Genomic DNA, 23,890 nt, shown 5'->3' on the forward strand with positions numbered 1-23,890 from the left:
TCTACCAATAGTGTAAAGTTTTTCTCTTTACTTTTCAATATATGCAGCTTGTTTTTATTTTAATCCTTCAACGATGTCTGATAGTTCACTCCATCTTTCCATCTTTTTTTCTAGCTCTTCTTCTGTTTTCTGCTGTGCTTCAGATAATTCTTGTGCCTTTGTGAAGTCAGATCCAACTTTCGCAAGTTCTTCCCCAATTGACTCAATTTTCTCTTCAAGTTCGGCAATTGTATCTTCAATCGTTTCCCATTCACGCTGCTCATTGTATGAAAGTTTACGTTTACGTTGTTGTTTTGGAGCTTCTTCTACTACTTTTTTCTCTTTTTGAACTTCCGCTTTCTCCATAAGTTCTCTCGTTTTTTCCATTTCTAAATAATCTGTATAACTACCTAGGAACTCACGCACTTCGCCTCCGCCAGTAAAGATGAACAGTTCATCTACTACCTTATCTAAGAAGTAACGGTCATGCGATACAGTTAAAACGACACCTGGGAAATCTTCTAAATAATCTTCTAGTACTGTTAATGTTTGTGTATCTAGATCGTTCGTAGGTTCATCAAGTAAAAGTACGTTTGGTTCTCCCATTAAAATACGTAATAAATATAAACGTCTTCTTTCACCACCAGATAGTTTACCAAGCGGTGTACCATGTGAATGAGTCGGGAATAAGAAACGTTCTAACATTTGAGATGCACCAATTACTTTTCCATCTGTTGTATGAATAACTTCTGCAATCTCTTTAATGTATTCAATCATACGCTGATTTAAATTCATCTCTTCATTTTCTTGCGTATAATAAGCAACTTTTACAGTTTGTCCTACTTCAACTTCACCACTATCAGGAGATAACTTACCTGCAAGCATATTTAATAGAGAAGATTTCCCGCTTCCGTTCGCCCCAATAATTCCAATACGATCACCTGGTTTCACAATATGATTAAAATTATGTAATACCGTCTTATCGCCAAATTTTTTCGTTACATCTTTTAACTCAAGTACTTTCTTTCCTAGACGACTTCCACTTAGTGCAATATCAACTGACTGTTTTGCAGCTGGTCCTTCTTGTTCCTTTAGCTCATCAAAACGCTGAATACGCGCCTTTTGTTTCGTAGAACGGGCTTTTGCACCACGACGAATCCAAGCAAGTTCACGACGATATAAATTTTGGCGTTTGGATTCTTGTGCCAATTCTTGCTCTTCGCGAAGTGCTTTCGCTTCTAAAAATGTACTATAGTTTCCTTCGTAGCTATATAATTTACCATTATCTAATTCAAAAATACGGTTCGTCACACGATCTAAGAAATAACGATCATGGGTTACAAGTAATACCGCACCTGTATATCTTGCTAAATATTCTTCTAACCATTCAACTGTCTCATGGTCAAGATGGTTCGTAGGCTCGTCTAAAATTAATAAATCAGGTGTTTCAATAAAACATTGTGCCATTGCGATACGTTTTTTCTGTCCACCAGATAAATTTCCAACAATTGCAGTGAAATCTGTAATTCCTAATTTCGTTAGAAGAGATTTCGCATTTGCATTTGCTTCCCATGCACTCATTGCATCCATACGTTGCTGCACTGCAAATAATTGTTCCTGTACTTTTTCATTACTTGGATCTTTTTCAATATTTAATAGCGCTTTTTCATAATCACGAAGAAGACGAATTAAAGGTGTATCACCATGGAACACTTGCTCTAATACTGTTAGTTTTTCATCAAAATCTGGTTGCTGTGATAAATAACTAATTGTATACCCACGTGAATGCGTCATATCACCTGTATCAGGAGTTTCTAATCCTGCAATAATTTTTAATAATGTCGATTTACCAGTTCCGTTTACACCAATAATTCCGACACGTTGTCCTTCTGTAATACTACATGATAATCCATCAAATAACGGCTTTTCCCCATATGATTTTGATAAGTTCTCCACAGTTAACATTTTCATATTTGTGCATTCCACTCTTTCATAAATTGTTCAATAAACTGTTCCATATAACGATGACGAATTTCAGCCTCTTGTTTTGCTGCATTCGTATTCATTAAATCTTTTAATTTCAAAAGTTTTTCATAAAAATGATTTAAAGATGGATCATTATTTTTTCTATATTCTTCTTTCGTCATTTCTTCACGCGGCGGAATAGTTGGGTCATACATTAATCTCCCTTTCGCCCCACCATATGCAAATGTACGAGCAATTCCTATTGCACCAAGAGCATCTAAACGATCCGCATCTTGAACAATTTTCCCTTCAAGTGACTCTACTGTGCCGCCATGGCCACCTTTATAAGACATATTGGCGATGATATGAAGAATATGTTTACTTTCCTCTTCTTCAACCCGTAGCTCTTCTAACCAATCAGAAACTTTTTTCATTCCTGCTTCTTCACTTTCATTTAGCTTTTCATCTGCCACATCGTGAAGTAATGCTGCCATTTCAATTATAAAACGATTTCCACCTTCTTGCTCAGATAAAGAAATCGCCATTTTATGTACACGTTCAATATGATACCAATCATGCCCACTCGCATCTTTTTCTAAAATATGTTTTACAAAAGTAATTGTTTTTTGAATTTTTTCTTGTTTTGTCATTTTATCTTCACCCAGTTACTTATTGTAACACGCCCGCATTTTTTCATCACATATTTTCTTGTCCGCCCATACACTAGGTGGTAGGCATCATCATGAAGGAGGAATAAACATGTTCTATAATAATCAACCGCCTTATCCAAGGCAACCATTGTATCCTCAACAACAAGAACAGAGATACACAGAACAATACGAAGAACAAGAGTTACAACAGCAAGAACCACAATATGACGAAAACCCATATGCAACAACGCAAAACCAAGAAACTGAATTTCAACAAAATCCATATGACGCACGTCCAAATTATGAATATCCTCAAAATCCATATGCAGCACCACAAAACCCATACACAACTCAACCACAACAACCGCAATACCAACAACAAATGTATCAACCAAACTACGACGCACGTGTCTCACCACCTAAACCACCAACAATAGATCCAACTCAACCACAAATTTTACCGCCTGGACCAACATTAGACATTACACAACCACAAATATTGCCACCTGGACCAATTACTGAACCAACACAACAACAAATTCAACAAGTTGTCGGTACACAGTTTTTACCTTTCAAGAAACCCGTACTAGATTTCGTAAAACCATGGGTAGATTACGGTTTAAATGAAGCAAAACATACATCACATGAACACGCATTAACAGAAGTTGCTGCGATTATGTTTTTAGTTGGTAAAGGCTTCAATCCGACGATTGCACATTATATCGTTGAATCTTGGGAGAAGAATGAGCAGTTTTAGGGTTGTTTATTTGATAAAATATAAAAAACACAAAAGTGCCAAACCCCTTATACCACAAGGGTTTTGGCACTTTTTAATATCTAAAACAAATTTTATTGAAATAATTATTTTTATAGATTTTCATACTTTTTTATATAGTACGTGAACAAAATGTGAGCAAATATGTGAACATATACAGTACAAAATTACACCTTTGTATACACATTTTTAGAAACATCTTACGTTTATCAAACAATAACCAAAAGACGTACCTGCAACCTCATCATATAAATAATAGATATTAAAAAGAGGACACTATAAGCGCCCTCTTCCTTAGGTTTTAAATATGTTCTCCATGATCCATAAACACTTCAATTGCTTCGTTTTGTGGTATGTCTTTTACATTAGTAAGACCAAAAGTAAAAACAGCGGATAACATCATCATTAATAAGATTGCTTTTTTCATTTTAGCGCCCTTCTTTCTATGCTCTTTTTGTCTGCATCTAAAGCGATGTGCAAATACTTGCTTGCTTTTCTGTGATTTTCTGAACCATAGAATATTTCACCTAAAAGAGAAGCATATTCTTTTACCCAATCATATAATTCTTCTTTTTCAAAATACGAAATACCTTCTATAACCACATTTTCTAATTCTTCTTGCGGTACATAGTTATGTACTGCTTTTAAAATTCGGAAATGATGACGATAACATAAGTCGCTAATCTTATAGCCATTCTCAATATATTCATTAGCGATATGACTATAACCTAACTTAAAATGTTCTCTTGCTAAAAGAAACATAGTTTTAGCGTTATTTTCTAATGAATCCTCTAAGTGTTTAATTGCTAACTCTGGCATGTTTTGACTTGCGTATAAAAGTCCTAAATTATGCTTAACTCGTTTAATAAGAAGTTCATCATTAGATTTTTGGAAGGTACCTAGTGCTGAAAGTAAATATTCCTCTGCACTTTCGAATTCATTTAGTCGAATGTGTGCCATTCCTAAAGTATTTAAGCATGCTGCAGTTTTTAATTCATACCCTGGACTAATTGAAAATACTTCATTCGCCTTTGTAGCAAATTGAACTGCTAAGATCGGTTTTAATACGTGATAGTAATGGACTGCAAGCCAATAATTAAATTCAGCTTTTTCAATTTCATCATGCATGTACTCTAAAAACGTTTCAGCTTTTTCAAATTGCATTCTTGCTTCACTATGGTTTGCTTTATTAATAGCATAAATTGCTTTAAATAAATGATGATAGTACTCTAAAAATGTTTCTGTAGACTCTGGTAAAGGCTCGATTTTGTCCAGAATATCTTTTGTACTATCCATATCCCGAATTAGCAGTTTATACCGTGCATTCAATAAAGCGTAGTAGACTAATATCGTTTGGTCTTCCTTAATATTATTGATTTTATTTGCAATATCTTCTTTTATTTTCTGAGACTGTAATACACGTTGTGAAATCATAGCTTGATACCAGTCGTTTAATAATTTTGTGATTTCTTCTTTAGAAATAATGTCAACACTCATCTACTTCTACCCCCTTTTGTTAAATGTTATCATGACATGCTTGTTTGCATAAATAAGTTTTTGAATATTCTAACTTGAAAAAATTATTTTTGAATATTCATGTTAACAAAATGGTCCCTTTTCAAACCCCAAAAAAGAACGCACGTTTGTTTGTAGTGGAGTTAAAAAAACAAAAGTGAGGTATTACATCATGGAATATAACGGCTTTCCTGTAGTACGTGGAAGAGGTATGGTGAAATGGAATCCGTTTGCTTCAATACCGGAGCAATACGAGGAAATACATAGAATGTTTGAGGAACAATATAAAGTACCTAAACCTTTTTTAACACAAGATACTATGGAACGAATAGAAAGAGCGTTAATGCAATCTTTTCACGAGGAAGAAGAAATACATACCTCATACTATCGTGATGGAATGGTGCAAGACATGTACATAAATGTATTACATATTGAACCGATGACGAAAACTATATATTGTACAGATGCTTTTGGTTTGAATACTAAGTTTAAGTTTGATGAATTGGTGAATATAAATTAAAAGAAGCCGCCCGACAGGACTGAAGTGCACCCCAATTGTTAGACACAGCCTAACAATTGGGGTGCACTTCACATATATAGGTGGCTTTTGTACGACAAAAAAGAGCTCTGCTATACAGCAGAGCAAAAGAAAAATATATAACCCTATAAAAATAATACAAATTATTGATACTTTCAAAAGACGAAATTTAAATTTCCATCACAATAATACCTATGTTTAAGTATGAAACATTCTACCTTCACTATAGCTATGAATATTCTTATTTTAGAATTCCATAGTATCCAAATAGCTCTTTGAGAGATACCTCAATACCGAACTTCTTCAAAGAATCTTTTCTTTGTTCAAAGAGAAGTTCTAAAACTTTTTTCTTCTCTTTGTCTCTTCCATAATGAATCAACCTATGACAGTTCGGACATATACTAACTATATTTCCAACAACATCTAAACTATTTTCAAAATCAATTCATTTATACGATTAATTGTGTAAGAATTATGATGTGTGATTTCTCCTAATTCCTTGTACTGCCTTACGCTTTTTTTCCATTTCACAATTACAACATTATTTTTTTGTAACTGTTTAAATTGCTCTTATTTTTCAAAGTTTTCAAAATTCATATCAATTCCCCTTTGTATGAAAATGAAATTTCTATAATAAAACTTTATAAGCTTTATATATCCATTCTTCATCTTTGTCTTCTTCCACATAAAAGATTTCTATTTTTATTTCCATACCATTTTCCATTAAAACGTGCGCTTCATATTTCCTATCTACATAACTAGCACAATCAATATTGTCTGCTACTATTTCTCTCCATTTATCAGGTAAACTATCATAAAAACGTTCAATGGCCGCTACTAAAACTAAATCTTCTAAATGAGCAGTTTTAGAGTTGTTTATTTTTAAAAACACCAAAAATGCCAAATCCCTTATATCACAAAGGATTTGGCATTTTTAAGTATCTAGAATACGCGCTAAATTTAAGGAGAAATTAACAGACATGAGTCCGGTATAATGCCGTGTCCACACCCAAGGATCGGTTACATAAAATAACGTATCTAACCTGGGAAGTCTATTAGTCTTTTCCCCTTATAGTAACACTCTCTTCTACTAAGACCTTTTCTTTCTAGGGCCTACAATTAATTTAATCGCTGTTCTCTCTTCATTATTGATAGAAATCTCTTGAAACGCTGGAACAAAAGCTAAGTCAATACCACTTGGAGCGACGAACCCTCTTGCAATCGCAATTGCTTTAATCGCTTGATTTATAGCTCCAGCCCCAATCGCTTGAATTTCCACATTACCACTTGTTCTTAGTACACCTGCTATTGCACCTGCGACTGAATTTGGGCTTGATTTTGAAGATACCTTTAATATATTTTCCATGTAAGTTGCTCCTTCTATTATTTAATCTCTCTTTCGTTACAATTTTAAATATTTTAGCGTATCTTTAATTACTATTCACACCAAAAACAAACGATGCTTCATATGTACATTTATTCTATTTTTTCTGACTTCTTCCTGCCCAGCTACACAAATAAAAACAAAAAATAAATAATCTAATATACATACGATTAAATATCATAGCTTCACCAAACGATAACATCCATACAGCAAAAGATAATATTGCTGTTTTGTCATACGAAATTAATATAGTAAAGTGAAACTTTACTCAGTGGGGGGTTTTGTTCATCCCCACCTAACTTCTTTGCTTTCGCTGAATTTTGAGGTGGGAGTCTTACTGCTCGGAAAATAGCGGGATAAACGTTTCCTCGTTACTTCAATCCATTTAGAAATCCCATTCATTTTTCTATCAAATTCTGAACCTTATCATCTTCAAAAAGTGTTAAAGGTAATACCCCAATACTACATTTCATCATTTGACCACTTTATATTCCAAATCTATCTCCTTTTATAGTACAAGCATACACGCCAATTGTGATTCATTTTCATAAACTATTATGTGTTTTACATTTATTAAGAATAGGAGGTAATATATTGGGTTCATACTATCATTCTTCAAACTCGTATAAAAAATGCTCATGCAAATCTTCTTCCAGTTCAAATAAAAAATGTTCATGTGACCATTCACATAAACGAAGCTGTCCTGCATACGGAACTTTTTGGCAAACTGAATTTATAACTGTTCCTTTTGGCAACCCTTTTCCATTTAATCACGTTGGACCTTTAGCAGGAGGCGTTTCCTTACTAAACCCTACTACTATACAATTTAGACAAGCTGGTGATTATAGAGTTTCGTTCATTTCCAGTATTAATACTACTTTAAATCCTGTATTTCCACATATCCCAGTCATAACTATATTTTTAAATAACAATCCACTTGCTAATAGTCAAGGTGACTTCGCTATTCAAATGAATACTTCATCAAATAACGAATGTCTTCAACTCGTTGGCGAAACGATTGTTACAGTGCCAGCTAATTCAACTCTTCAACTTAGAAATAATAGTGGCTTTAATCGTCAAAGTATTGTAACTTGTGACAATGGTATAAATTCAGTTGAATTAACAGTTACAAAACTAAGTTAATATTATTCCTTCACATTCAGATGCTATTTCAGCATCTTTTTTTATTGAATAACAGTTTTCTTCGACTTTTATTATCTCTCATCACGCAAAAAAAGTGCAGAATTCTTTCTAACACAAGATTTCTGCACTTTTATATTATGCTTATTTATTCTTCCTTATTTCTCTACATAAACCGACTTAACAATCGTACGATTATATGGTTTTCCTTCTTTATTCATCCCTTTTATATCCATCGTAACGTTATATACTCCCGGTTGTTTTATATCTTTCAAAGCACCTGTAAATGTATTCGTATTAACATTTTGTAATTCATTAAATTCAGAGACTAACTTACCTTCTTTATTAACGACTCTTACTGTTATGGAAAGATCCCCTTTCATTTCAGGTGCCATTGGTGATTTTTTCAGTTTATACTCAGGTTTATTTACTTTAACTTTTGTAGGTATTTGAAGAACAAATGGTGCGTCATTATTGTAATCGCTTACAACTAAATATGCATCTTTCGACTGCTTCGCCATCATTTTGATTTTCCATTCGCCTACTTCCAATTTATCAAACTTAAATGTTCTAATTGTCGCCCCATTAAAGAAAGATTCGCCTTCACCAGTAGTTATAGCGCTATCTTTATTTGCATATATTTTTCCTTTTGGAGATACCATTTGTACTTCTACATCAGAAGAAGCAGTTAGTACAGAAACTATTCCTTCCGCTTTTTTATCAACTGTAACGGTTTGCTCTATCCACTGATTTTGTGGTAATTCGCCTCCTAAAATATTTTGATTTGAAGTTGTATTTAATTGTTCTAGATTTTCATTTGAACTAGTGCTGGATGCTACTAAAGCTGGTAATTCCACATTTGTCGTACGTAAATATGGTTCGATTCGTGTAAAAACAGCTGATCCTTTTCTTATATTGTCATGATCAAATCTGGAATCTGTAAATAAATGTGTACCGTACGATAGCTTCGCACTCCATTCATTTACTAGTCCATCATTTGAACCGTACGATGATAAATATAACCCGCCCATAGATAATGCAGAAAATGTTGGCCCCCAGCTAGTCCCAGTAGCCGTATAGTAACGGTTTAATTTAGCTGCTGGGTTATTATCTATTGTTGAACGAAACTTTGCCATTTCACCTATTTGTAACGAGTACGTACCATCATCTTTTTGACCTAATATAGAAGCTAGCCACCCTGCCCACCAACTATATGACAAATCTGCTAAATTTGAGCCGTGATGCGGTGTAGCAAGTGTAATAACATTTCCAACAAATCGATTCGCATCATATTCAACTAATGCGGCTTGTGTATCAATACCACCTTTACTATGCGCTACAATATTAACTTTTTTACCGAAATGATTATATATTTCTTCAAGTTTTTGTGCTAACAGTTTTCCGTTATCCCACTGACTAGCCGAACCTTTCCCCGCAGCATCATATAATTGTATAAACACTGTTTGATAGCCTGCTTTCAAAGCATAATCATACATATCATTTATATCATGATATACTGTCTTTCCATACCAACTATCCGCATTACCATTTCTTCCTTGTACAAAGAGAATTGGTGGTTTATTCTCATCATAATTAGCAGGTTTTTGGCCTAAAAACCATTCCCCAGGTGTAAATACTTCTGTGTCAGGAAACCCCTTTCCAAGCTCTTTTACAACTTCTGCCTGTACATTTGTGCTAATCGTTGGAGCCATGATAAAAAATACAATTAGTAAGGCCACACATCTTCTCATCAGTCTCATATTACTCCCCCTATTTTTTTGAAAGAAGGTGTTCTTTATAATATTTTATATTTTCCCTTCCTTAATAATAGCTAATCTTTGATTTTAAAAAGATGTTAGCCCTATTTTTAGAAGGTTACTAGTTGTGTACCCTCTTCCTTAACTCTCGTTATTCTCTTTGTTTCTACCTCTTCCTTTTGATAGAATACGACAAAAAAGTTTCTCAATAATTGTTAACTTCGCTACATCCAGATATTTTTTAAATCATTATTGTTTATATAAAGCATACAAATCTTGAAAAAATGTTAGTAAAAAAACATTTTATTACTAGTTAGTTATTTAAAAACATAATAAAGATATGTACTTTCTTTTCATTAAATACAAAATAATTTTAAAGGACCCTATATTGTAAGGCTTTCCTACAATTAAAAATCAAACTGAAATTTCCGAATAAACAATCATATTTCCAGAAACATATATTATGATAATTTCCGCGCACTTGAATTAACCTTGTAGAAGTACTAACCTATCGGTGAGCAGAAGAAAATTCTGTAAAAAGAAAGGAGAATACTTTATGATGACCAATTTACAAAAGGAGTTTTTTGAACGCTTAAAAATTCCTGCAAAAGAAATAACATTTGATGATTTAGATGAAATCTTATTAAAAATGGGAATGATTCTCCCCTATGAAAATCTTGATATTATGGCTGGTACTATTAAAAATATCTCAAAAGATAACTTAATAGAAAAGTTACTTATTCAAAAACGAGGTGGACTTTGTTATGAATTAAACTCCTTATTGTATTATTTTTTAATTGATTGTGGGTTTCAAGTATACAAAGTAGCCGGTACTGTTTATGATCTTTACGATAATAAATGGAAGCCCGATGATGGTCATGTCATTATCATATTAAGTCATGAGAATAAAGATTATGTTGTGGATGCAGGTTTTGCATCTCATCTCCCTTTACATCCAGTCCCTTTTAAAGGAGAAGCCATCTCCTCTCAAACAGGAGAATATCGAATTCGTAAACGAAATACTCGAAAAGGTACGCATATTTTAGAAATGAGAAAAGGAGCTAACGGAGAATCTACAAGTTTCTTACAATCTGAACCTTCAAATGAATGGAAAATAGGTTATGCTTTCACTTTAGATCCAATAGATGAGAAAAAAGTGAATAACATTCAAAAAGTGATTGTAGAGCATAAAGAATCTCCTTTTAATAAAGGAGCTATCACTTGTAAATTAACTACTTATGGTCACATATCGTTAACAAATAAAAATTACACAGAAACCTTTAAAGGCACCAAAAATAAACGACCAATAGAATCTAAAGATTATGCTCGCATTCTTCGTGAATCTTTTGGAATAACGCAAGAGAAATATGTAGGAAAAACACTAGAAAGAGGTTAGTTGACTAGAAGTATTTCATAATAAAGCAGATTCTATATTTAGAATCTGCTTTATTTTATATTTTGTTATAAACTAATTTAATTTTGTTGTTACCCTTTAATTTTCAATTATATACTCATCATCATATTTATCGTATTGTAACCCTTTCCCTATCTTTGATTCTGTAACTTGATCTCTTAAAAACGGTGCAGCACCCATTTTGCTAGTTGCAATTTCAATTCCATATTTTTTCGTTAAATGAGCTAACTCTATTAAAAACCACTCTCTTCGCAATGTAACTGGAATATCAAATGTTTTTCTTTTCATATATAATAGCACCTCTTTTATTTTCATAGCTTAAAAACATCACTGGATGCACTTATTAAAACTACCTTCCACCCCTAACATCCAATGAAACATTATAGTATATGCATGTCCATTTCAAACGTGCTATCACAAATATGATATTAAAGTTTACATAATTATATTATGTAATAATAGAAGAGAAAGGCATGTCCCTTCCTCTTCTATTATAGATATTTAAATTAAGAACATCTTGGTACACCTAAAGCTAAAAATAAACCTGCTACTCCCGCAGTAATCGGTACTTTTAACGTAATAACATCGTCTACCTTCGTTACTAAAAAGTAAGCATTACCTTCTTGTAATATACAAGTTACCAACAATTGAAATTCCATTCAAATCTCCTCCTTTCAATCGATATACTATAATTTATGAAATCTCTTTCAAAAAGTAATAGTAAATATATCTATTTTCCCTTATATGCAAATAAATGTTTATAAGTCTAGTAAAAATATTAATTTTCTAAATTTATATAAAACGTGTAATATCCAATAAGTTCCTATATAATCAATAAGAAAAATCTTACAAATGGAGGTATGAAAATGGCGATTTTGAGTAATATTGGTGCAGCTTTATTTTTTATTGCTTTTATTCTTTTAATCTTATGTATCATTTCATTCTTTAAAAAAAATGGAAAAGCAAAACAATATGGACGTCCTACCGTTATTCTTTTTATGATTTCAATTATATTAATAGTGACTGGTACAACAAAATCTGAACACCCAGTCATCGAATTTTTTGCTATTTTAAGTTTCATTCTATTTATATTCTTCCTTGTACTTGCAATATTATCTGTTATTAAGAAAACAGGTGTAGCAAAAAAACAATTTATTATTACAGCCGTATTATTTGTCATTTTTGTTGCGCTATTAGGTATTTCAGCTCCTTCTTCTGAAAAAACGACAGCAACTAGTACAAAAGTTGCCTCTAACAATGAAGAACAAAAAGATAGCGAAAAGAAAAAAGAACTAGAAAAGAAAGAGGCTGACGAAAAAACTCAAAAGCAAGAAGATGAGAAGCGTCTAGCCGAGGAACAAGCTCGTAAGCAAGAAGATGAAAAACGTCTAGCCGAGGAACAAGCTCGTAAGCAAGAAGATGAAAAACGTCTAGCCGAGGAACAAGCTCGTAAGCAAGAAGATGAAAAACGTCTAGCCGAGGAACAAGCTCGTAAGCAAGAGGATGAAGAACGTCTAGCTGATGAACAGGCTCGTAAACAACAAGAAGAACAAAAACGTCAGGCTGATGAACAAGCTCGTAAGCAACAAGAAGAACAAAAACGTCAGGCTGATGAACAAGCTCGTAAGCAACAAGAAGAGCAAAAACGTCAGGCTGATGAACAAGCTCGTAAGCAACAAGAAGAGCAAAAAGCACAGCAAACTCAAACACAACCTACCTCAGGAAATACTAGTAGTGCATATTACAAAAATTGTGATGCAGTTAGAGCTGCGGGGAAAGCTCCTCTATATAAAGATCAACCAGGATATAGTCGTAAACTAGATAGAGACGGCGATGGAGTTGCATGCGAATAATAGTAATAAAAAAGAAGCTTAGTAAAAGCTTCTTTTTTTACTGTAATGCCTTACATTTAATATCCCTTTCTCTTATTTAGATGTGTTCTTAAATAAATTTCATACTATTATTCTCAAAAATGACACATAATAAGTGATTTCAATCACCACATTGATTTTCATTTATCGCTATTCTTAATTTAGTAATTACATTCAAACTTTATGGAGGCGTTCATATGAAACATACATTTACTGAAACTTCTATTGTCGGTGAGATCGTTACACAATTCCCGAAAGCTAGTGATCTTTTTAAATCATATAGAATAGATTTTTGTTGTGGTGGCAATAAACCGCTTATTGATGCAATTCATGAAAGAAATTTATCAGCTACTGAAGTGCTTACAGAGTTAAATACGCTTTATAATAATATGAAACGATTAAATGAATCTGAAATTGATTGGAAAAATGCTTCTTATCGCGAATTGATTGATTATGTTATAAATAAGCATCATCGCTATTTAAATGAAGAGTTGCCACAATTAAGTCCGTATGTGACAAAAGTATTACGTGTTCATGGGGCAAGTCAGCCTCATTTAGCTCAAATTCATAAGCTATTTCATGAACTAAAGATGGAACTAGAACAACATTTAATTAAAGAAGAAACAGAAGATTTTCCATTAATTTTAGAATTTGAACAAAATCCAACTGAAGAAAACTATGTGAAGTTACGTAAAGTAGTAGATGAGTTGGAAAATGAACATAACCACGCAGGCAACATTATTAAAGAGCTTCGTAAAGTTACAAATGACTTTACTCCTCCAGAAGGAGCTTGCGGCACTTATCGACTTGTTTACCAACGCCTTGAAGCACTAGAGTCTGATTTATTTGAGCATATTCATTTAGAAAATAACATTTTATTTCCACGTGCAATTACGAGAGTGTAAATTAAGTGCAGGACATGAGTGTAAATACTTATGTCCTGTTTTTTCATTTGGTAAAGAATATACACATCCCTCTCGAATAAGTCCGAATTTTAACAATTTGTGAATCATTGTAAAAATGTGATAAATATCACATCTCCCTCTTTTTAAATTTTCTATAATAGAAATATAATCCTTTGTTCAACACTTCACATAAAAAGGGGAAACGAAAATGAAAAAACGTTTAGTTATGATCGGAAATGGTATGGCTGGCATACGTTGTATGGAAGAAATATTAAAACATGATAGTGATTCATATGAGATTACTATTTTTGGAGATGAACCACATCCAAACTACAATCGCATTATGCTCTCTCATGTTTTACAAGGCAAAACAAATATGCAAGATATCATTATGAATGAATATAGTTGGTATGAGGAAAATGAAATAACTTTGTATACAGATGAAAGGGTTCAAAGTATTAACCGAGAAGAAAAAATAATTATCACAGAAAAAAATCGTACTCTTACATATGACAAACTAATTATCGCAACAGGTTCTAGTGCTTTTATTTTGCCCGTTGAAGGTTCTACTCTTCCTGGCGTAACAGGATTTCGAACTATTGAAGATACACAATTTATGATTGATACCGCTAATGAAAAGAAAAAGGCTGTTGTCATTGGTGGTGGATTACTTGGCTTAGAAGCTGCAAGAGGTCTTATTGATTTAGGAATGGACGTATATGTCGTTCATTTAATGCCAAGCTTAATGGAGCAACAACTAGATGCCAAAGCAGCTTCTCTATTACGCGAAGATTTAGAAGCGCAAGGCATGCAATTTCTAATGGAAAAGAAAACTGTAAAAATTCTTGGTACAGACCATGTTGAGGGCATTCAATTTGAAGATGGTGAAGTTGTAGATTGTGATTTAATCGTAATGGCTGTCGGAATACGCCCAAATACGCAAATAGCAAAAGATGCTGGTTTAATTGTAAATCGCGGTATTGTAGTCAATGACTATATGCTAACAAATGATGAATCCATTTATGCAGTTGGAGAATGTGCAGAACATGACGGTATCGCATATGGACTTGTTGCTCCTCTTTATGAACAAGGTGCGATATTAGCAAAACATATAACGAATTTACAAACTGATGGATATACGGGCAGTATCGTCGGTACACAATTAAAAGTTGCAGGTTGTGATTTATTCTCTGCTGGCCAAATTTATGAAGATGACCAAACGAAAGCAATATCCATCTTTGATGAATGTAAACGTTCCTATAAAAAAGTATTAATTCGTGACAATAAAGTCGTCGGTATCGTTTTATATGGTGACACAGCTGACGGTACCCGCCTCTTTAGCATGTTAAAGAAAGAAGAGGATATACAAGAATATACAGCCGCTTCCCTTCTCCACAAAGCTGGTGAAGAAAGTGCACTTGACGTTGCTACAATGAGTGCGGATGACACGATTTGCGGATGTAATGGTGTTACGAAAGGTACAATCGTTCACGCCATTTTAGAACAAGAGTTAACGACTTTTGAAGAAGTTAAGGGCTGTACGAAAGCCGCAGGTTCTTGTGGTAAATGCCGTCCGCTTGTGGAACAAGTTTTATCTCATACACTTGGAGATGCTTTTGATGCCTCAGCGCAATCTGCCGGTATGTGTGGATGTACAACTTTATCCCGTGATGAAGTCGTAGCGGCCATTCACGAGAAAGGCTTAAAATCTCCAAAAGAAGTACGAAATGTTCTTGGTTTTATACATGAAGAAGGCTGTTCAAAATGTCGTCCTGCTTTAAACTACTATTTACGTATGGCGATTCCAGAAGAATATGAAGATGATAAATCGTCCCGTTTCGTTAATGAAAGAATGAATGGTAACATCCAGCACGATGGTACATTCTCTGTTATTCCACGCATGTACGGAGGCGTTACAACAGCTGATGATTTAATGAAAATTGCTGAAGTTGCGAAAAAGTACGATGTTCCTCTTGTGAAAATTACAGGTGCAAGCCGAATCGGCTTATATGGTGTTAAGAAGCAAGATTTACCTAACGTATGGGCTGACTTACATATGACTTCGGGATATGCATATTCAAAATCGCTTCGTAATGTAAAATCATGTGTTGGTTCTCGCTTCTGCCGTTTCGGTACGAAAGATTCATTAGGACTTGGTATGTTGCTTGAACAATCATTAGAAATGGTAGATACACCTCATAAAATGAAGATGGGTGTAACGGGCTGTCCGCGTAACTGTGCGGAAGTACTGACGAAAGATTTTGGCGTTGTTTGTGTCGAAAATGGATACCAACTTTATATTGGCGGAAATGGTGGTACGGAAGTACGCGAAGCTGATTTTGTAATGATTGTCCCTACTGAAGATGATGTCCTTCGCATCGCTACAGCTTATATGCAATATTATCGTGAAACTGGTATTTATGGAGAGCGTACTGCCTACTGGACAGAACGTTTAGGCTTCGATCACATAAAAGAAATACTGCAAGATGCAAATATGGTCACTAAGTTAAATGAACGTTTCCAAAAAGCTCGTGGCACATATAAAGAAGCATGGGGACAAGCACTAGAAACGAAATCATTAAAAGCGATGTATGAAGTAGAAACTGTGAAATAAGGAGCTGTGATCTATATGATACAAACGAAAGAAAAAATAAAAGTTATGCGTGCGGAAGACCTTCCTATTCAAATCGGTAAAGAGGTGCAAATGAATGGTATGTCTATCGCCCTATTCCGCCTTTCAAATGGAGATATTCGAGCTGTAGAAAATCGTTGTCCTCATAAAAACGGACCGTTAGCAGAAGGAATTGTATCTGGAGAATTCGTCTTTTGTCCACTGCATGATTGGAAAATTTCATTACTAACAGGTGAAGTGCAAAAACCTGATGACGGCTGTATCCAAACATACGAAGTAGAAGTTATTGATGGTGACATTTATATAAACATGTAATTTACGAAAGGAAGCCTCCTCTGGCTTCCTTTTACATAAAAATAGAAGAGGTGCGATTATGAACGGATATGTATATTTAGTTGGTGCAGGACCAGGTGATGAAGGGCTTATTACAAAGAAAGCGATAGATTGTTTAAAGCGTGCAGATATCGTTTTATATGACCGTTTATTAAACCCTTTCTTTCTTAGTTATACAAAAGAAACATGTGAACTTATGTATTGCGGCAAAATGCCAAAGAATCATATTATGCGACAAGAAATGATTAACGCCCACCTCCTTCAATTCGCACAAGAAGGAAAAATCGTTGTCCGATTAAAGGGCGGAGATCCATCTATTTTTGGCCGCGTTGGTGAAGAAGCAGAAACTTTAGCAGCAGCGAACGTTCCATATGAAATCGTACCAGGTATTACATCTAGCATCGCCGCTAGTAGCTATGCAGGTATCCCCCTCACCCACCGTAACTACAGTAATAGCATCACTTTATTAACTGGGCATGCAAAAGGCCCTTTAACCGATCATGGAAAATATAATTCATCCTATAATAGCGACACGATCGCCTACTACATGGGTATAAAAAACTTACCTACAATTTGTGAAAACTTACTACAAGCAGGAAAGAAAAAAGATACACCAGTAGCCGTCATTGAATGGGGTACAACTGGTAAACAACGTGTAGTCACAGGGACACTGTCCACCATTGTTTCTATCGTCAAAGACGAAAATATTTCTAACCCTTCTATGACAATTGTTGGTGATGTTGTTACTTTACGGAATCAAATTGCTTGGAAAGAACGTAAACCATTGCACGGCAAGAAAGTTTTACTTGCATCTGCAACAAATAAAAAAAGCGCAATAAAGCAAATGTTACAAGAGTCCGGTGCAGAAATATATCAAATTCCAATTTTCCAAAAGAAAGAATACACATTAACCTCTGAACAAATTAATAAGATTTTTAACGTTGATCGTCTTGTATTTTGTTCCGCTGAGAGTGTAGACATCTTAGTGCAATCATGTAGTAAATATCATAAAGATATTCGCTCCTTACAGGCAGAGCTTCAGTATATGAACCTTTCTATTCAAGAAAAGCTTATGCAATATGGATTGTTAAGTAAACCTGCGCAATTTTCTTCGAATTCAACGATTTATTTAGGACGAAACATTAACCGAATTGCTGTTATTCAAGAAAAAATTGGTGCTGGTTCCTATATGATGACTCATGAGTACACAATTGATCATCGCTTCGATGAAATTCATTCCCGTATGCTTTCTGAATTCTCATGGGACAGCATTGTATTTGAAGGTCGTGCTTCTATTGATACGTTTCTAGCAGAAATAAAACGCCTAGGCTTTATCAATATTCTTACTCTCCCATTCTCGTATACCGACGTTCCAACTTTACACTATGCGAATAAAGTCGGTTTTCATAATGTAGATGAGCAATTACAAGACATGATTATGAAGAAAGATTTGGTGGTACGATGAAAGGAATTGTATATGTTGGACACGGGAGCCGCTTACAAAAAGGTAACGAACAATTCATTCACTTTATTCAATCTGTTATAAAAGAACGTAACGAACGGATTCAAAAAATAGCTTTCCTAGAACTAACGACACCTACCATTTCGGATGCAGTTACAGAAGCAATACTAGAGGGTGCAACTGCAATAATGATTGTACCTGTTTTATTATTTGCAGCAGCTCACTATAAACGTGATATTCCTTTTGAGATAGAGAAAATACAAAAGCAATATCCACATATAACATTTTCAGTTGTACAACCTTTTAGTACACATCCACATATGGTTGAACTTGTAGTAAAAAGAATACGTGAAACTATGCCAATGCAAGGTAGTAGTGTTTTACTCGTAGGGAGAGGCAGTAGTGATCCACAGCCGTTACATGAATTACAACAAATCGGAGCAGTCGTCGAACGAAAACTCAGTATGCCAGTATCGTGCTCCTTTTTAACGAAAGGAACTCCCTCTTTTACTGCTGAGCTCAAGGCTATAACATCGACTTCATCCCATGTATATGTCATGCCGTACCTTCTCTTTACCGGATTATTACTTCAAAAAATTAAATTGCATGCAAAAAAATACGATCACGTTACAACTTGTAACTGTCTTCAGTTTGATAGATACATGAAGTTAACATTATTAGAACGAATGGAGGAATGCATATATGTATAACATGTACCCTCTTATGTTTAATTTAAATAAAAAAGTGGTCGTTATAGTTGGTGGTGGTAAAATCGCATATCGAAAAGCGTCCGGATTAAAGGATACAGGCGCTTTTGTCACCGTTATCAGCCCAGAAATTTGCGAGGAAATGAAGGAACTTCCTTATATTACTTGGAAGCAAAAAGCTTTTAGTAATAATGATATTAAAGATGCTCATCTTATTTATGCAGCTACAAATCAACATGCTGTAAATATGATGGTCAAACAGGCCGCCCATGATTTCCAGTGGGTTAACGTCGTAAGTGATGGTACAAAATCATCGTTTCACACACCTGGTGTCATCCGACATGATGAATATGTTGTCACTATTTCAACTTCAGGTAAAGATCCATCGTTTACGAAGCATTTGAAGCAGGAACTAACATCTATATTTCCTAAACTTATAAACAAGCTTTCTCGTACTCATAAAATGTAATCTATCACTTAGCTAAAATAGTAATTAACTTTGAACAAACGTTTTTTAGAGGCGTTTGTTCCTTTTGCTTTAGTTTCGCTTTTTAGGATCAGACAAACAATTGGACAAGAATCTGTGAAGAAAAATAGCGGCAACAATTACGGACAAAAAAAGCAGTTGCTTGAGAGCAACTGCTTCAATACAGGTTTTATATTGGATATTCATTCAACCAAATTAGCGCTTGTTCATAATCATCAAAAAATCTCACAGATTCTTTCGTATTAGATTGTTGTAAATAATCCATTATCTCCCCCTCTTCAAGGAGAAATGCAATTGCCTTACTGTTATTCAAAATGATTTCATTGAAGAACTTCTCTTTCCATACTTTTTGAACAGAAAAATGATTTGGCGTGTATCCTTTTCTATCCACCAACAATTTGTATTTCCGCCCTTCAGAAATGAATTGCTGACAAACCTGCTCAAAACCATTAAACCATTCATACACATCATCTGTTTTTATATTTCCAACTAGATGGGTAACAATTATATCTCCTGAAACTGTTGTGCTGATATTCTGTTTACTCAACTTGGAATCCCTCCTTAGTTACAATTTTGCGGAAAAACCGCATAAAATCAATAAAGAAAAAATTCTTACTTGACACTCCCACCCCATCGCTATCAAACTAAGCTCATGTAACGTCAATTATAAGCGAAATTGTGTCTTTTTTCGCAAGTCTATATGTAGATGCTTTAAAGATTTGCATCCGAAATAAGCCCTAATGCGTTTCCTTTTTTTGAATTAAACTGCTTGATTATCAGACATGGTACAATTGTAAACGACACCCAATATATCTAAGACTGTTTTCTTCTCATATCGATGGGATTTCCGTCCATCATTTATCGCCTCAAATCTATTCGTTTTTGCACGTATATTCAAAACAAAATATATGACAAATAAATAACGACAGTTACTGTAACAATGCTGAAAAGTGTTGAAAATAAAACGATTTGTGCATGTAGTTCAGGCTCTATTTGATACTCCATAGCAATGGTTGATGTATTTCTTGAAGTAGGAAAAGAACTTGCAATAAATAATGATTGTGCAACAATACCATCAATGTTTAGTAGATAGATCATGGCAAGTGCTAATAATGGTCCTATCAGTAACCTTCCAATTAAAGCCCATGTTATGACTCGATGGAAAAAATTAAGCTTAATGTTAGATAATTGCGCTCCTAGCAATATGATTGCTATTGCAACAAAACTATTCGCAAGCTGATTAAGAGGTAGAAAGATAGAATTAGGTATTTGAATTTTAAAAGATTGAAAGAGAACCCCTAATACAAGCGCATGAAGTACAGGCAGTCTTAGAAATGATTGAATAATACTTCCGATTGTTTTTGTTGCTGATAGTAAGTTATATATCCCATATGAATAAGTTAAAAGATTCTGGAAAATCACAATAAAAATTTGAATGGAAACCCCCACTGGATTGTGACTGAAAATTAATTGACTTACTGGTAATCCATAATTACCGGAATTCATTAACGAAATACTATTTTTTAGAGCTGCACTTTCTCCTTTTTCTAACTTTAATGTTTTTGAAATGAAATGACTTACTATGATCAGACTCAAACTATAAAGCATTAAATAGTATATTATCTGGAGCAACAAACCTGTCTCTATACTAATATCATATATATTCATAAATACAGCCGCTGGCATCAAGCAATAAGTAATAAGTGTAGATAGCTGCTTTAAGTTAAATTGGAACTTCCTTTGTAAAATTGCACCAATTAGCAGCAATATTAATATTGGTAATATTACGTCTAATATAATAAAAATAATCATTTAAAACCTCATTCTACATATATTTTAGTTGGATTAAACGCTCTCTTTTCTTTAACATATCAAATATGACTCATAAAGAAAATTATAGATTATTTATACAAATTCATAACTTTATCTTATTGAACTAAACTGTATTCTTTAGTTTAAGTGTACTTTTTTCACAATATCCGTTAGCCTTACCAAAAAATCTTGCCCTAAAAAAATCTGATACTGCAGTTACTATGCGAAGAATACTTACATCAATTCCATACTTGTCGCTTGAGTCACCTAACACACCTGATACTTGTTTATCTTGAGTGGACTTATATTTTTTTCATCTAAACATCCCGATTCAATTAAATATTTGCATTCTAAAAATGAGTTCGATCTTTAGAATAGATTTAAGATTTCCTTAACTAATCTGCCCTTTAATTAAATAACTTTTGACATCTATATTTTAAAATAAAATTCCATCAACCTTCTGTTTTTCATTTTAAAAGCACATTCTTATAGAAAACAAGCGTTTGTTGAGATAGCAATAAAAACATGTTGAAGCCTATTACTAAAAGAACCATCCCAAAATACTTTGGGATGGTTCTTTTTCCTTATTAATGATTCTTTAACATCACTAACAATTTCTCTTGGCTATACATCCATACTGTAATGATTAAACAAGCAAGTGCGACTTCTGATAACGCCATAAATCCAATTGCATAATGACCTGTTAATTGGAATAGTAATGTTAAAATTAGTGGCGGGAAGAATCCTCCTAGTCCGCCTAAAGCTGAAACGAGCCCATTTACAATACCGGCTTGTTCTGAGAAGTACATTGGAACGAGTTTGAAGATTGTACCATTTCCAATCCCTGCACAAAATGCGACTAGTAGGCAACCAAATGTATACACGTTCATACTAGGCATAAATGATAAAATAATACCTGAAAGTGTTAAACCGATAAATACGAAGATTAATATTTTAAATGGATTAAACTTATCACCGAGCCAACCACCAATCGGGCGCATAATTGTTGCGAGTACAATGAATCCGGCTGTCCGCATACCTGCATCTACTTTTTCTAATCCGAAGTGAGATACTAAAAAGTTTGGTAAGTATACTGTAAATGCGACAAATGATCCGAATGTTAAAAAGTAAAAGATACATAAAAACCAAAGTTTTTCATTTTTATATACACCTTTTATTTGTTCCATTAATGGTGTATTCACCTTTTTCTCCTTACGATCACCTAATAAAAAGTTCATAAGTGCAAATGCTGCAAGTAAAACTAAATAACATTGTACTGTCGTTCTCCAACCAACTGAAGTTGCGATAACAGGTGCTAAAAACGAAGTGATTGCTGTTCCGGCGTTACCGACACCGTAAATACCATTTACAAAACCGTGGCTCTCTTTCGGAAAGTATTTTGGTAAAGAAGTTACCCCTACTGAGAATACAGCTCCACCAATTCCTACAAATAATCCACCAATAATTAAATCCATCATAGAATTGGCAACACTAATATAAAAGACAGGAAATAATAATAGAATAAAACTAATAAAGAATAATTTTCTTGCTCCGAAACGATTTGTCCAATAGCCAATTGGAATACGAAGAACAGAACCTAAAATAACCGGTACTGCTGTTACCATAGAAATTTGTCCCGCAGTTAATGGAATATCCGCTTTAATATAAGGCATTAATGATGATAAAATAACCCATACCATAAAACCGATAACTAGATTAGAAGTTTGTAAACTTAATTGAAAATTAGGACCTTTCATCCTGTTCCCTCCTATGTATGCATAGTTATATTCATTCCCTCCAGCCTAATCACGTCCTAACATGATTAGGCTGAAAAGAATCAACCACCACTTACTGGCGGAATCATTGCTATGACATCGCCAGTTTGAATGATATCATCCTCATTTGCATACTCTTCATTTATAGCGACCATTATCTCACTTGAAATTGCTACGTTGTATTTCGTAATAAGGACTTCCTTTAGTTCAGCAACCGTAATATTTTCACAACCTATGTGTAATGCTGACTTACTTACTTCTTCTTGTAAATGTGCAAATAATAGTACTTCAATCATATTCTCATCTCCTTTCCAGGCTCACCATTTGCATACGCTACCTTCTCTAACTGATCACCTATCCATGACTCACCATCTTTCCAAAACTCTTTCTTCCATATTGGAACAATTTGTTTTATACGCTCCATAATATATTCGTTCGCCTCATAGGCAGCTTTCCGGTGTGGTGTAGAAACAGCGACGACAACAGCAAGATCAGAAATTTGTAATGTACCAATGCGATGTGTAATGGCGACATTTGTCCCAGGCCACATCTCTCCTACTTCGGTGCCAATTCTCTTAAGCTGTTTCTCCGCCATTGACTTATATGCTACATACTCTAAATATAGCGTACGACGGCCTTTCGTAAATTCTCTAACAGTACCAATGAAAGTCGCAACTGCGCCACATTCACGACGAATTACTTTGTTTGTAACTTCTTCAATTGAAATAGGTGTATCAATTACTTCATAATACGTATGTGCCATCTTGCACCTCTTATCTTTGTATAAGT

General features: G+C 34.1%; 25 protein-coding genes and 1 pseudogene. 11 read left to right on the plus strand and 15 right to left on the minus strand.

Annotation, left to right across the window (positions count from 1 at the left end):
* Positions 1 to 54 precede the first annotated feature (54 nt).
* Positions 55 to 1,950, minus strand: a complete 1,896-nt coding sequence (locus N2V92_RS24370) for an ABC-F family ATP-binding cassette domain-containing protein (protein ID WP_000783164.1) — start codon at positions 1,948 to 1,950, stop codon at positions 55 to 57.
* Entirely contained in the window at positions 1,947 to 2,594 is a 648-nt protein-coding gene (locus tag N2V92_RS24375) for an HD domain-containing protein (protein WP_000165966.1), read from the minus strand. The genes N2V92_RS24370 and N2V92_RS24375 overlap by 4 nt, the downstream gene beginning before the upstream one ends.
* 109 nt (positions 2,595 to 2,703) lie before the next feature.
* Here N2V92_RS24375 and N2V92_RS24380 point away from each other — a divergent pair, with 109 nt between their 5' ends.
* Entirely contained in the window at positions 2,704 to 3,351 is a 648-nt protein-coding gene (locus tag N2V92_RS24380; protein ID WP_170264789.1) for a hypothetical protein, read from the plus strand.
* A 319-nt stretch (positions 3,352 to 3,670) separates the two neighbouring features.
* Here the strand turns inward: N2V92_RS24380 and N2V92_RS24385 are convergent, their stop codons facing one another.
* Positions 3,671 to 3,796 carry a hypothetical protein gene (locus N2V92_RS24385; RefSeq protein WP_000709202.1) on the minus strand — a complete coding sequence of 42 codons (126 nt, stop codon included), beginning with the start codon at positions 3,794 to 3,796 and terminating at the stop codon, positions 3,671 to 3,673.
* Positions 3,793 to 4,866, minus strand: a complete 1,074-nt coding sequence (locus tag N2V92_RS24390) for a response regulator aspartate phosphatase (RefSeq protein WP_000109855.1) — start codon at positions 4,864 to 4,866, stop codon at positions 3,793 to 3,795. Before N2V92_RS24390 ends, N2V92_RS24385 begins: the two co-directional genes overlap by 4 nt.
* 190 nt (positions 4,867 to 5,056) lie before the next feature.
* Here N2V92_RS24390 and N2V92_RS24395 point away from each other — a divergent pair, with 190 nt between their 5' ends.
* Positions 5,057 to 5,404, plus strand: coding sequence for a YolD-like family protein (locus N2V92_RS24395; protein ID WP_000456183.1), 348 nt, complete (start codon positions 5,057 to 5,059; stop codon positions 5,402 to 5,404).
* Positions 5,405 to 5,663: 259 nt separating this feature from the next.
* On the opposite strand, the pseudogene N2V92_RS24400 reads toward N2V92_RS24395, so the two are convergent.
* From N2V92_RS24400 to N2V92_RS24410, 3 genes and pseudogenes are all read right to left on the minus strand, one after another.
* Positions 5,664 to 5,864: pseudogene (locus N2V92_RS24400) on the minus strand (HNH endonuclease); the annotation flags it as partial.
* A gap of 186 nt (positions 5,865 to 6,050) precedes the next feature.
* Entirely contained in the window at positions 6,051 to 6,314 is a 264-nt protein-coding gene (locus N2V92_RS24405; RefSeq protein ID WP_003277991.1) for a hypothetical protein, read from the minus strand.
* A gap of 198 nt (positions 6,315 to 6,512) precedes the next feature.
* A complete protein-coding gene (locus tag N2V92_RS24410) occupies positions 6,513 to 6,788 on the minus strand; it encodes a stage V sporulation protein S (RefSeq protein ID WP_000427801.1) in 276 nt (91 codons plus the stop codon).
* A 612-nt stretch (positions 6,789 to 7,400) separates the two neighbouring features.
* On the opposite strand from N2V92_RS24410, the gene N2V92_RS24415 reads away from it, so the two are divergent.
* On the plus strand, positions 7,401 to 7,949 hold the full coding sequence (locus N2V92_RS24415; protein ID WP_000536156.1) for a hypothetical protein: 549 nt from the start codon (positions 7,401 to 7,403) through the stop codon (positions 7,947 to 7,949).
* A gap of 155 nt (positions 7,950 to 8,104) precedes the next feature.
* On the opposite strand, the gene N2V92_RS24420 is transcribed toward N2V92_RS24415, so the two are convergent.
* Positions 8,105 to 9,706 (minus strand): esterase/lipase family protein, encoded by a 1,602-nt coding sequence (locus tag N2V92_RS24420; RefSeq protein WP_016077800.1) that lies wholly within the window; start codon positions 9,704 to 9,706, stop codon positions 8,105 to 8,107.
* 553 nt (positions 9,707 to 10,259) lie between these two features.
* On the opposite strand from N2V92_RS24420, the gene N2V92_RS24425 reads away from it, so the two are divergent.
* Entirely contained in the window at positions 10,260 to 11,099 is an 840-nt protein-coding gene (locus tag N2V92_RS24425; protein WP_000988895.1) for an arylamine N-acetyltransferase family protein, read from the plus strand.
* Positions 11,100 to 11,195: 96 nt separating this feature from the next.
* Here N2V92_RS24425 and N2V92_RS24430 read toward each other — a convergent pair whose 3' ends face one another.
* Both N2V92_RS24430 and exsG read right to left on the minus strand, forming a co-directional pair.
* The gene (locus N2V92_RS24430; RefSeq protein ID WP_000824195.1) at positions 11,196 to 11,405 is read right to left on the minus strand and encodes a hypothetical protein; all 210 of its coding nucleotides are present in this window, start codon (positions 11,403 to 11,405) and stop codon (positions 11,196 to 11,198) included.
* A gap of 218 nt (positions 11,406 to 11,623) precedes the next feature.
* Positions 11,624 to 11,776 (minus strand): exosporium protein ExsG, encoded by a 153-nt coding sequence (gene exsG / locus N2V92_RS24435; protein WP_000395679.1) that lies wholly within the window; start codon positions 11,774 to 11,776, stop codon positions 11,624 to 11,626.
* A 207-nt stretch (positions 11,777 to 11,983) separates the two neighbouring features.
* Between exsG and N2V92_RS24440 the strand changes: the two genes are divergently transcribed.
* From N2V92_RS24440 to N2V92_RS24470, 7 genes are all read left to right on the plus strand, one after another.
* Positions 11,984 to 12,970, plus strand: a complete 987-nt coding sequence (locus tag N2V92_RS24440) for an excalibur calcium-binding domain-containing protein (protein WP_042597943.1) — start codon at positions 11,984 to 11,986, stop codon at positions 12,968 to 12,970.
* Positions 12,971 to 13,185: 215 nt separating this feature from the next.
* Positions 13,186 to 13,893, plus strand: a complete 708-nt coding sequence (gene ric, locus N2V92_RS24445; RefSeq protein ID WP_000683171.1) for an iron-sulfur cluster repair di-iron protein — start codon at positions 13,186 to 13,188, stop codon at positions 13,891 to 13,893.
* A 208-nt stretch (positions 13,894 to 14,101) separates the two neighbouring features.
* Positions 14,102 to 16,507 (plus strand): NADPH-nitrite reductase large subunit, encoded by a 2,406-nt coding sequence (gene nirB / locus N2V92_RS24450; RefSeq protein WP_000746933.1) that lies wholly within the window; start codon positions 14,102 to 14,104, stop codon positions 16,505 to 16,507.
* Positions 16,508 to 16,522: 15 nt separating this feature from the next.
* Complete coding sequence (nirD, locus tag N2V92_RS24455; protein ID WP_000616697.1) at positions 16,523 to 16,840, plus strand: nitrite reductase small subunit NirD; 318 nt, start codon at positions 16,523 to 16,525, stop codon at positions 16,838 to 16,840.
* 58 nt (positions 16,841 to 16,898) lie between these two features.
* Positions 16,899 to 18,323 carry a uroporphyrin-III C-methyltransferase gene (locus N2V92_RS24460; RefSeq protein WP_001014927.1) on the plus strand — a complete coding sequence of 475 codons (1,425 nt, stop codon included), beginning with the start codon at positions 16,899 to 16,901 and terminating at the stop codon, positions 18,321 to 18,323.
* Positions 18,320 to 19,030, plus strand: a complete 711-nt coding sequence (locus tag N2V92_RS24465) for a sirohydrochlorin chelatase (RefSeq protein ID WP_000676489.1) — start codon at positions 18,320 to 18,322, stop codon at positions 19,028 to 19,030. The genes N2V92_RS24460 and N2V92_RS24465 overlap by 4 nt, the downstream gene beginning before the upstream one ends.
* Positions 19,023 to 19,496, plus strand: a complete 474-nt coding sequence (locus N2V92_RS24470) for a precorrin-2 dehydrogenase (protein ID WP_000282583.1) — start codon at positions 19,023 to 19,025, stop codon at positions 19,494 to 19,496. The genes N2V92_RS24465 and N2V92_RS24470 overlap by 8 nt, the downstream gene beginning before the upstream one ends.
* Before the next feature lie 187 nt (positions 19,497 to 19,683).
* Here the strand turns inward: N2V92_RS24470 and N2V92_RS24475 are convergent, their stop codons facing one another.
* The 5 genes from N2V92_RS24475 to N2V92_RS24495 form a co-directional block, all read right to left on the minus strand.
* The gene (locus N2V92_RS24475) at positions 19,684 to 20,061 is read right to left on the minus strand and encodes a hypothetical protein (RefSeq protein WP_000043368.1); all 378 of its coding nucleotides are present in this window, start codon (positions 20,059 to 20,061) and stop codon (positions 19,684 to 19,686) included.
* 347 nt (positions 20,062 to 20,408) lie between these two features.
* A complete protein-coding gene (locus tag N2V92_RS24480; protein WP_000583193.1) occupies positions 20,409 to 21,326 on the minus strand; it encodes an AEC family transporter in 918 nt (305 codons plus the stop codon).
* 587 nt (positions 21,327 to 21,913) lie between these two features.
* Complete coding sequence (gene narK / locus N2V92_RS24485; RefSeq protein ID WP_000678170.1) at positions 21,914 to 23,083, minus strand: nitrate transporter NarK; 1,170 nt, start codon at positions 23,081 to 23,083, stop codon at positions 21,914 to 21,916.
* Between the two features lie 80 nt (positions 23,084 to 23,163).
* Positions 23,164 to 23,397, minus strand: a complete 234-nt coding sequence (gene moaD, locus N2V92_RS24490; RefSeq protein ID WP_000573687.1) for a molybdopterin converting factor subunit 1 — start codon at positions 23,395 to 23,397, stop codon at positions 23,164 to 23,166.
* A complete protein-coding gene (locus N2V92_RS24495) occupies positions 23,394 to 23,864 on the minus strand; it encodes a molybdenum cofactor biosynthesis protein MoaE (RefSeq protein WP_000951544.1) in 471 nt (156 codons plus the stop codon). The genes moaD and N2V92_RS24495 overlap by 4 nt, the downstream gene beginning before the upstream one ends.
* Positions 23,865 to 23,890 lie beyond the last annotated feature (26 nt).

Origin of the sequence: Bacillus sp. CH_48 (genome assembly GCF_038008465.1) — a bacterium.
Classification (GTDB): domain Bacteria; phylum Bacillota; class Bacilli; order Bacillales; family Bacillaceae_G; genus Bacillus_A; species Bacillus_A thuringiensis_S.

What these genes read in the sequence shown, in the direction of transcription:
- N2V92_RS24440 (WP_042597943.1), top strand. Translation starts at nt 11,984, where the DNA reads ATGGCGATTTTGAGTAATATTGGTGCAGCTTTATTTTTTATTGCTTTT.
- narK (WP_000678170.1), bottom strand. Translation starts at nt 23,083, where the DNA reads ATGAAAGGTCCTAATTTTCAATTAAGTTTACAAACTTCTAATCTAGTT.
- N2V92_RS24390 (WP_000109855.1), bottom strand. Translation starts at nt 4,866, where the DNA reads ATGAGTGTTGACATTATTTCTAAAGAAGAAATCACAAAATTATTAAAC.
- N2V92_RS24370 (WP_000783164.1), bottom strand. Translation starts at nt 1,950, where the DNA reads ATGAAAATGTTAACTGTGGAGAACTTATCAAAATCATATGGGGAAAAG.
- ric (WP_000683171.1), top strand. Translation starts at nt 13,186, where the DNA reads ATGAAACATACATTTACTGAAACTTCTATTGTCGGTGAGATCGTTACA.
- N2V92_RS24410 (WP_000427801.1), bottom strand. Translation starts at nt 6,788, where the DNA reads ATGGAAAATATATTAAAGGTATCTTCAAAATCAAGCCCAAATTCAGTC.
- N2V92_RS24385 (WP_000709202.1), bottom strand. Translation starts at nt 3,796, where the DNA reads ATGAAAAAAGCAATCTTATTAATGATGATGTTATCCGCTGTTTTTACT.
- nirB (WP_000746933.1), top strand. Translation starts at nt 14,102, where the DNA reads ATGAAAAAACGTTTAGTTATGATCGGAAATGGTATGGCTGGCATACGT.
- moaD (WP_000573687.1), bottom strand. Translation starts at nt 23,397, where the DNA reads ATGATTGAAGTACTATTATTTGCACATTTACAAGAAGAAGTAAGTAAG.
- N2V92_RS24460 (WP_001014927.1), top strand. Translation starts at nt 16,899, where the DNA reads ATGAACGGATATGTATATTTAGTTGGTGCAGGACCAGGTGATGAAGGG.
- N2V92_RS24470 (WP_000282583.1), top strand. Translation starts at nt 19,023, where the DNA reads ATGTATAACATGTACCCTCTTATGTTTAATTTAAATAAAAAAGTGGTC.
- N2V92_RS24495 (WP_000951544.1), bottom strand. Translation starts at nt 23,864, where the DNA reads ATGGCACATACGTATTATGAAGTAATTGATACACCTATTTCAATTGAA.
- N2V92_RS24425 (WP_000988895.1), top strand. Translation starts at nt 10,260, where the DNA reads ATGATGACCAATTTACAAAAGGAGTTTTTTGAACGCTTAAAAATTCCT.
- N2V92_RS24480 (WP_000583193.1), bottom strand. Translation starts at nt 21,326, where the DNA reads ATGATTATTTTTATTATATTAGACGTAATATTACCAATATTAATATTG.
- N2V92_RS24430 (WP_000824195.1), bottom strand. Translation starts at nt 11,405, where the DNA reads ATGAAAAGAAAAACATTTGATATTCCAGTTACATTGCGAAGAGAGTGG.
- exsG (WP_000395679.1), bottom strand. Translation starts at nt 11,776, where the DNA reads ATGGAATTTCAATTGTTGGTAACTTGTATATTACAAGAAGGTAATGCT.
- N2V92_RS24465 (WP_000676489.1), top strand. Translation starts at nt 18,320, where the DNA reads ATGAAAGGAATTGTATATGTTGGACACGGGAGCCGCTTACAAAAAGGT.
- N2V92_RS24395 (WP_000456183.1), top strand. Translation starts at nt 5,057, where the DNA reads ATGGAATATAACGGCTTTCCTGTAGTACGTGGAAGAGGTATGGTGAAA.
- N2V92_RS24420 (WP_016077800.1), bottom strand. Translation starts at nt 9,706, where the DNA reads ATGAGACTGATGAGAAGATGTGTGGCCTTACTAATTGTATTTTTTATC.
- N2V92_RS24375 (WP_000165966.1), bottom strand. Translation starts at nt 2,594, where the DNA reads ATGACAAAACAAGAAAAAATTCAAAAAACAATTACTTTTGTAAAACAT.
- nirD (WP_000616697.1), top strand. Translation starts at nt 16,523, where the DNA reads ATGATACAAACGAAAGAAAAAATAAAAGTTATGCGTGCGGAAGACCTT.
- N2V92_RS24380 (WP_170264789.1), top strand. Translation starts at nt 2,704, where the DNA reads ATGTTCTATAATAATCAACCGCCTTATCCAAGGCAACCATTGTATCCT.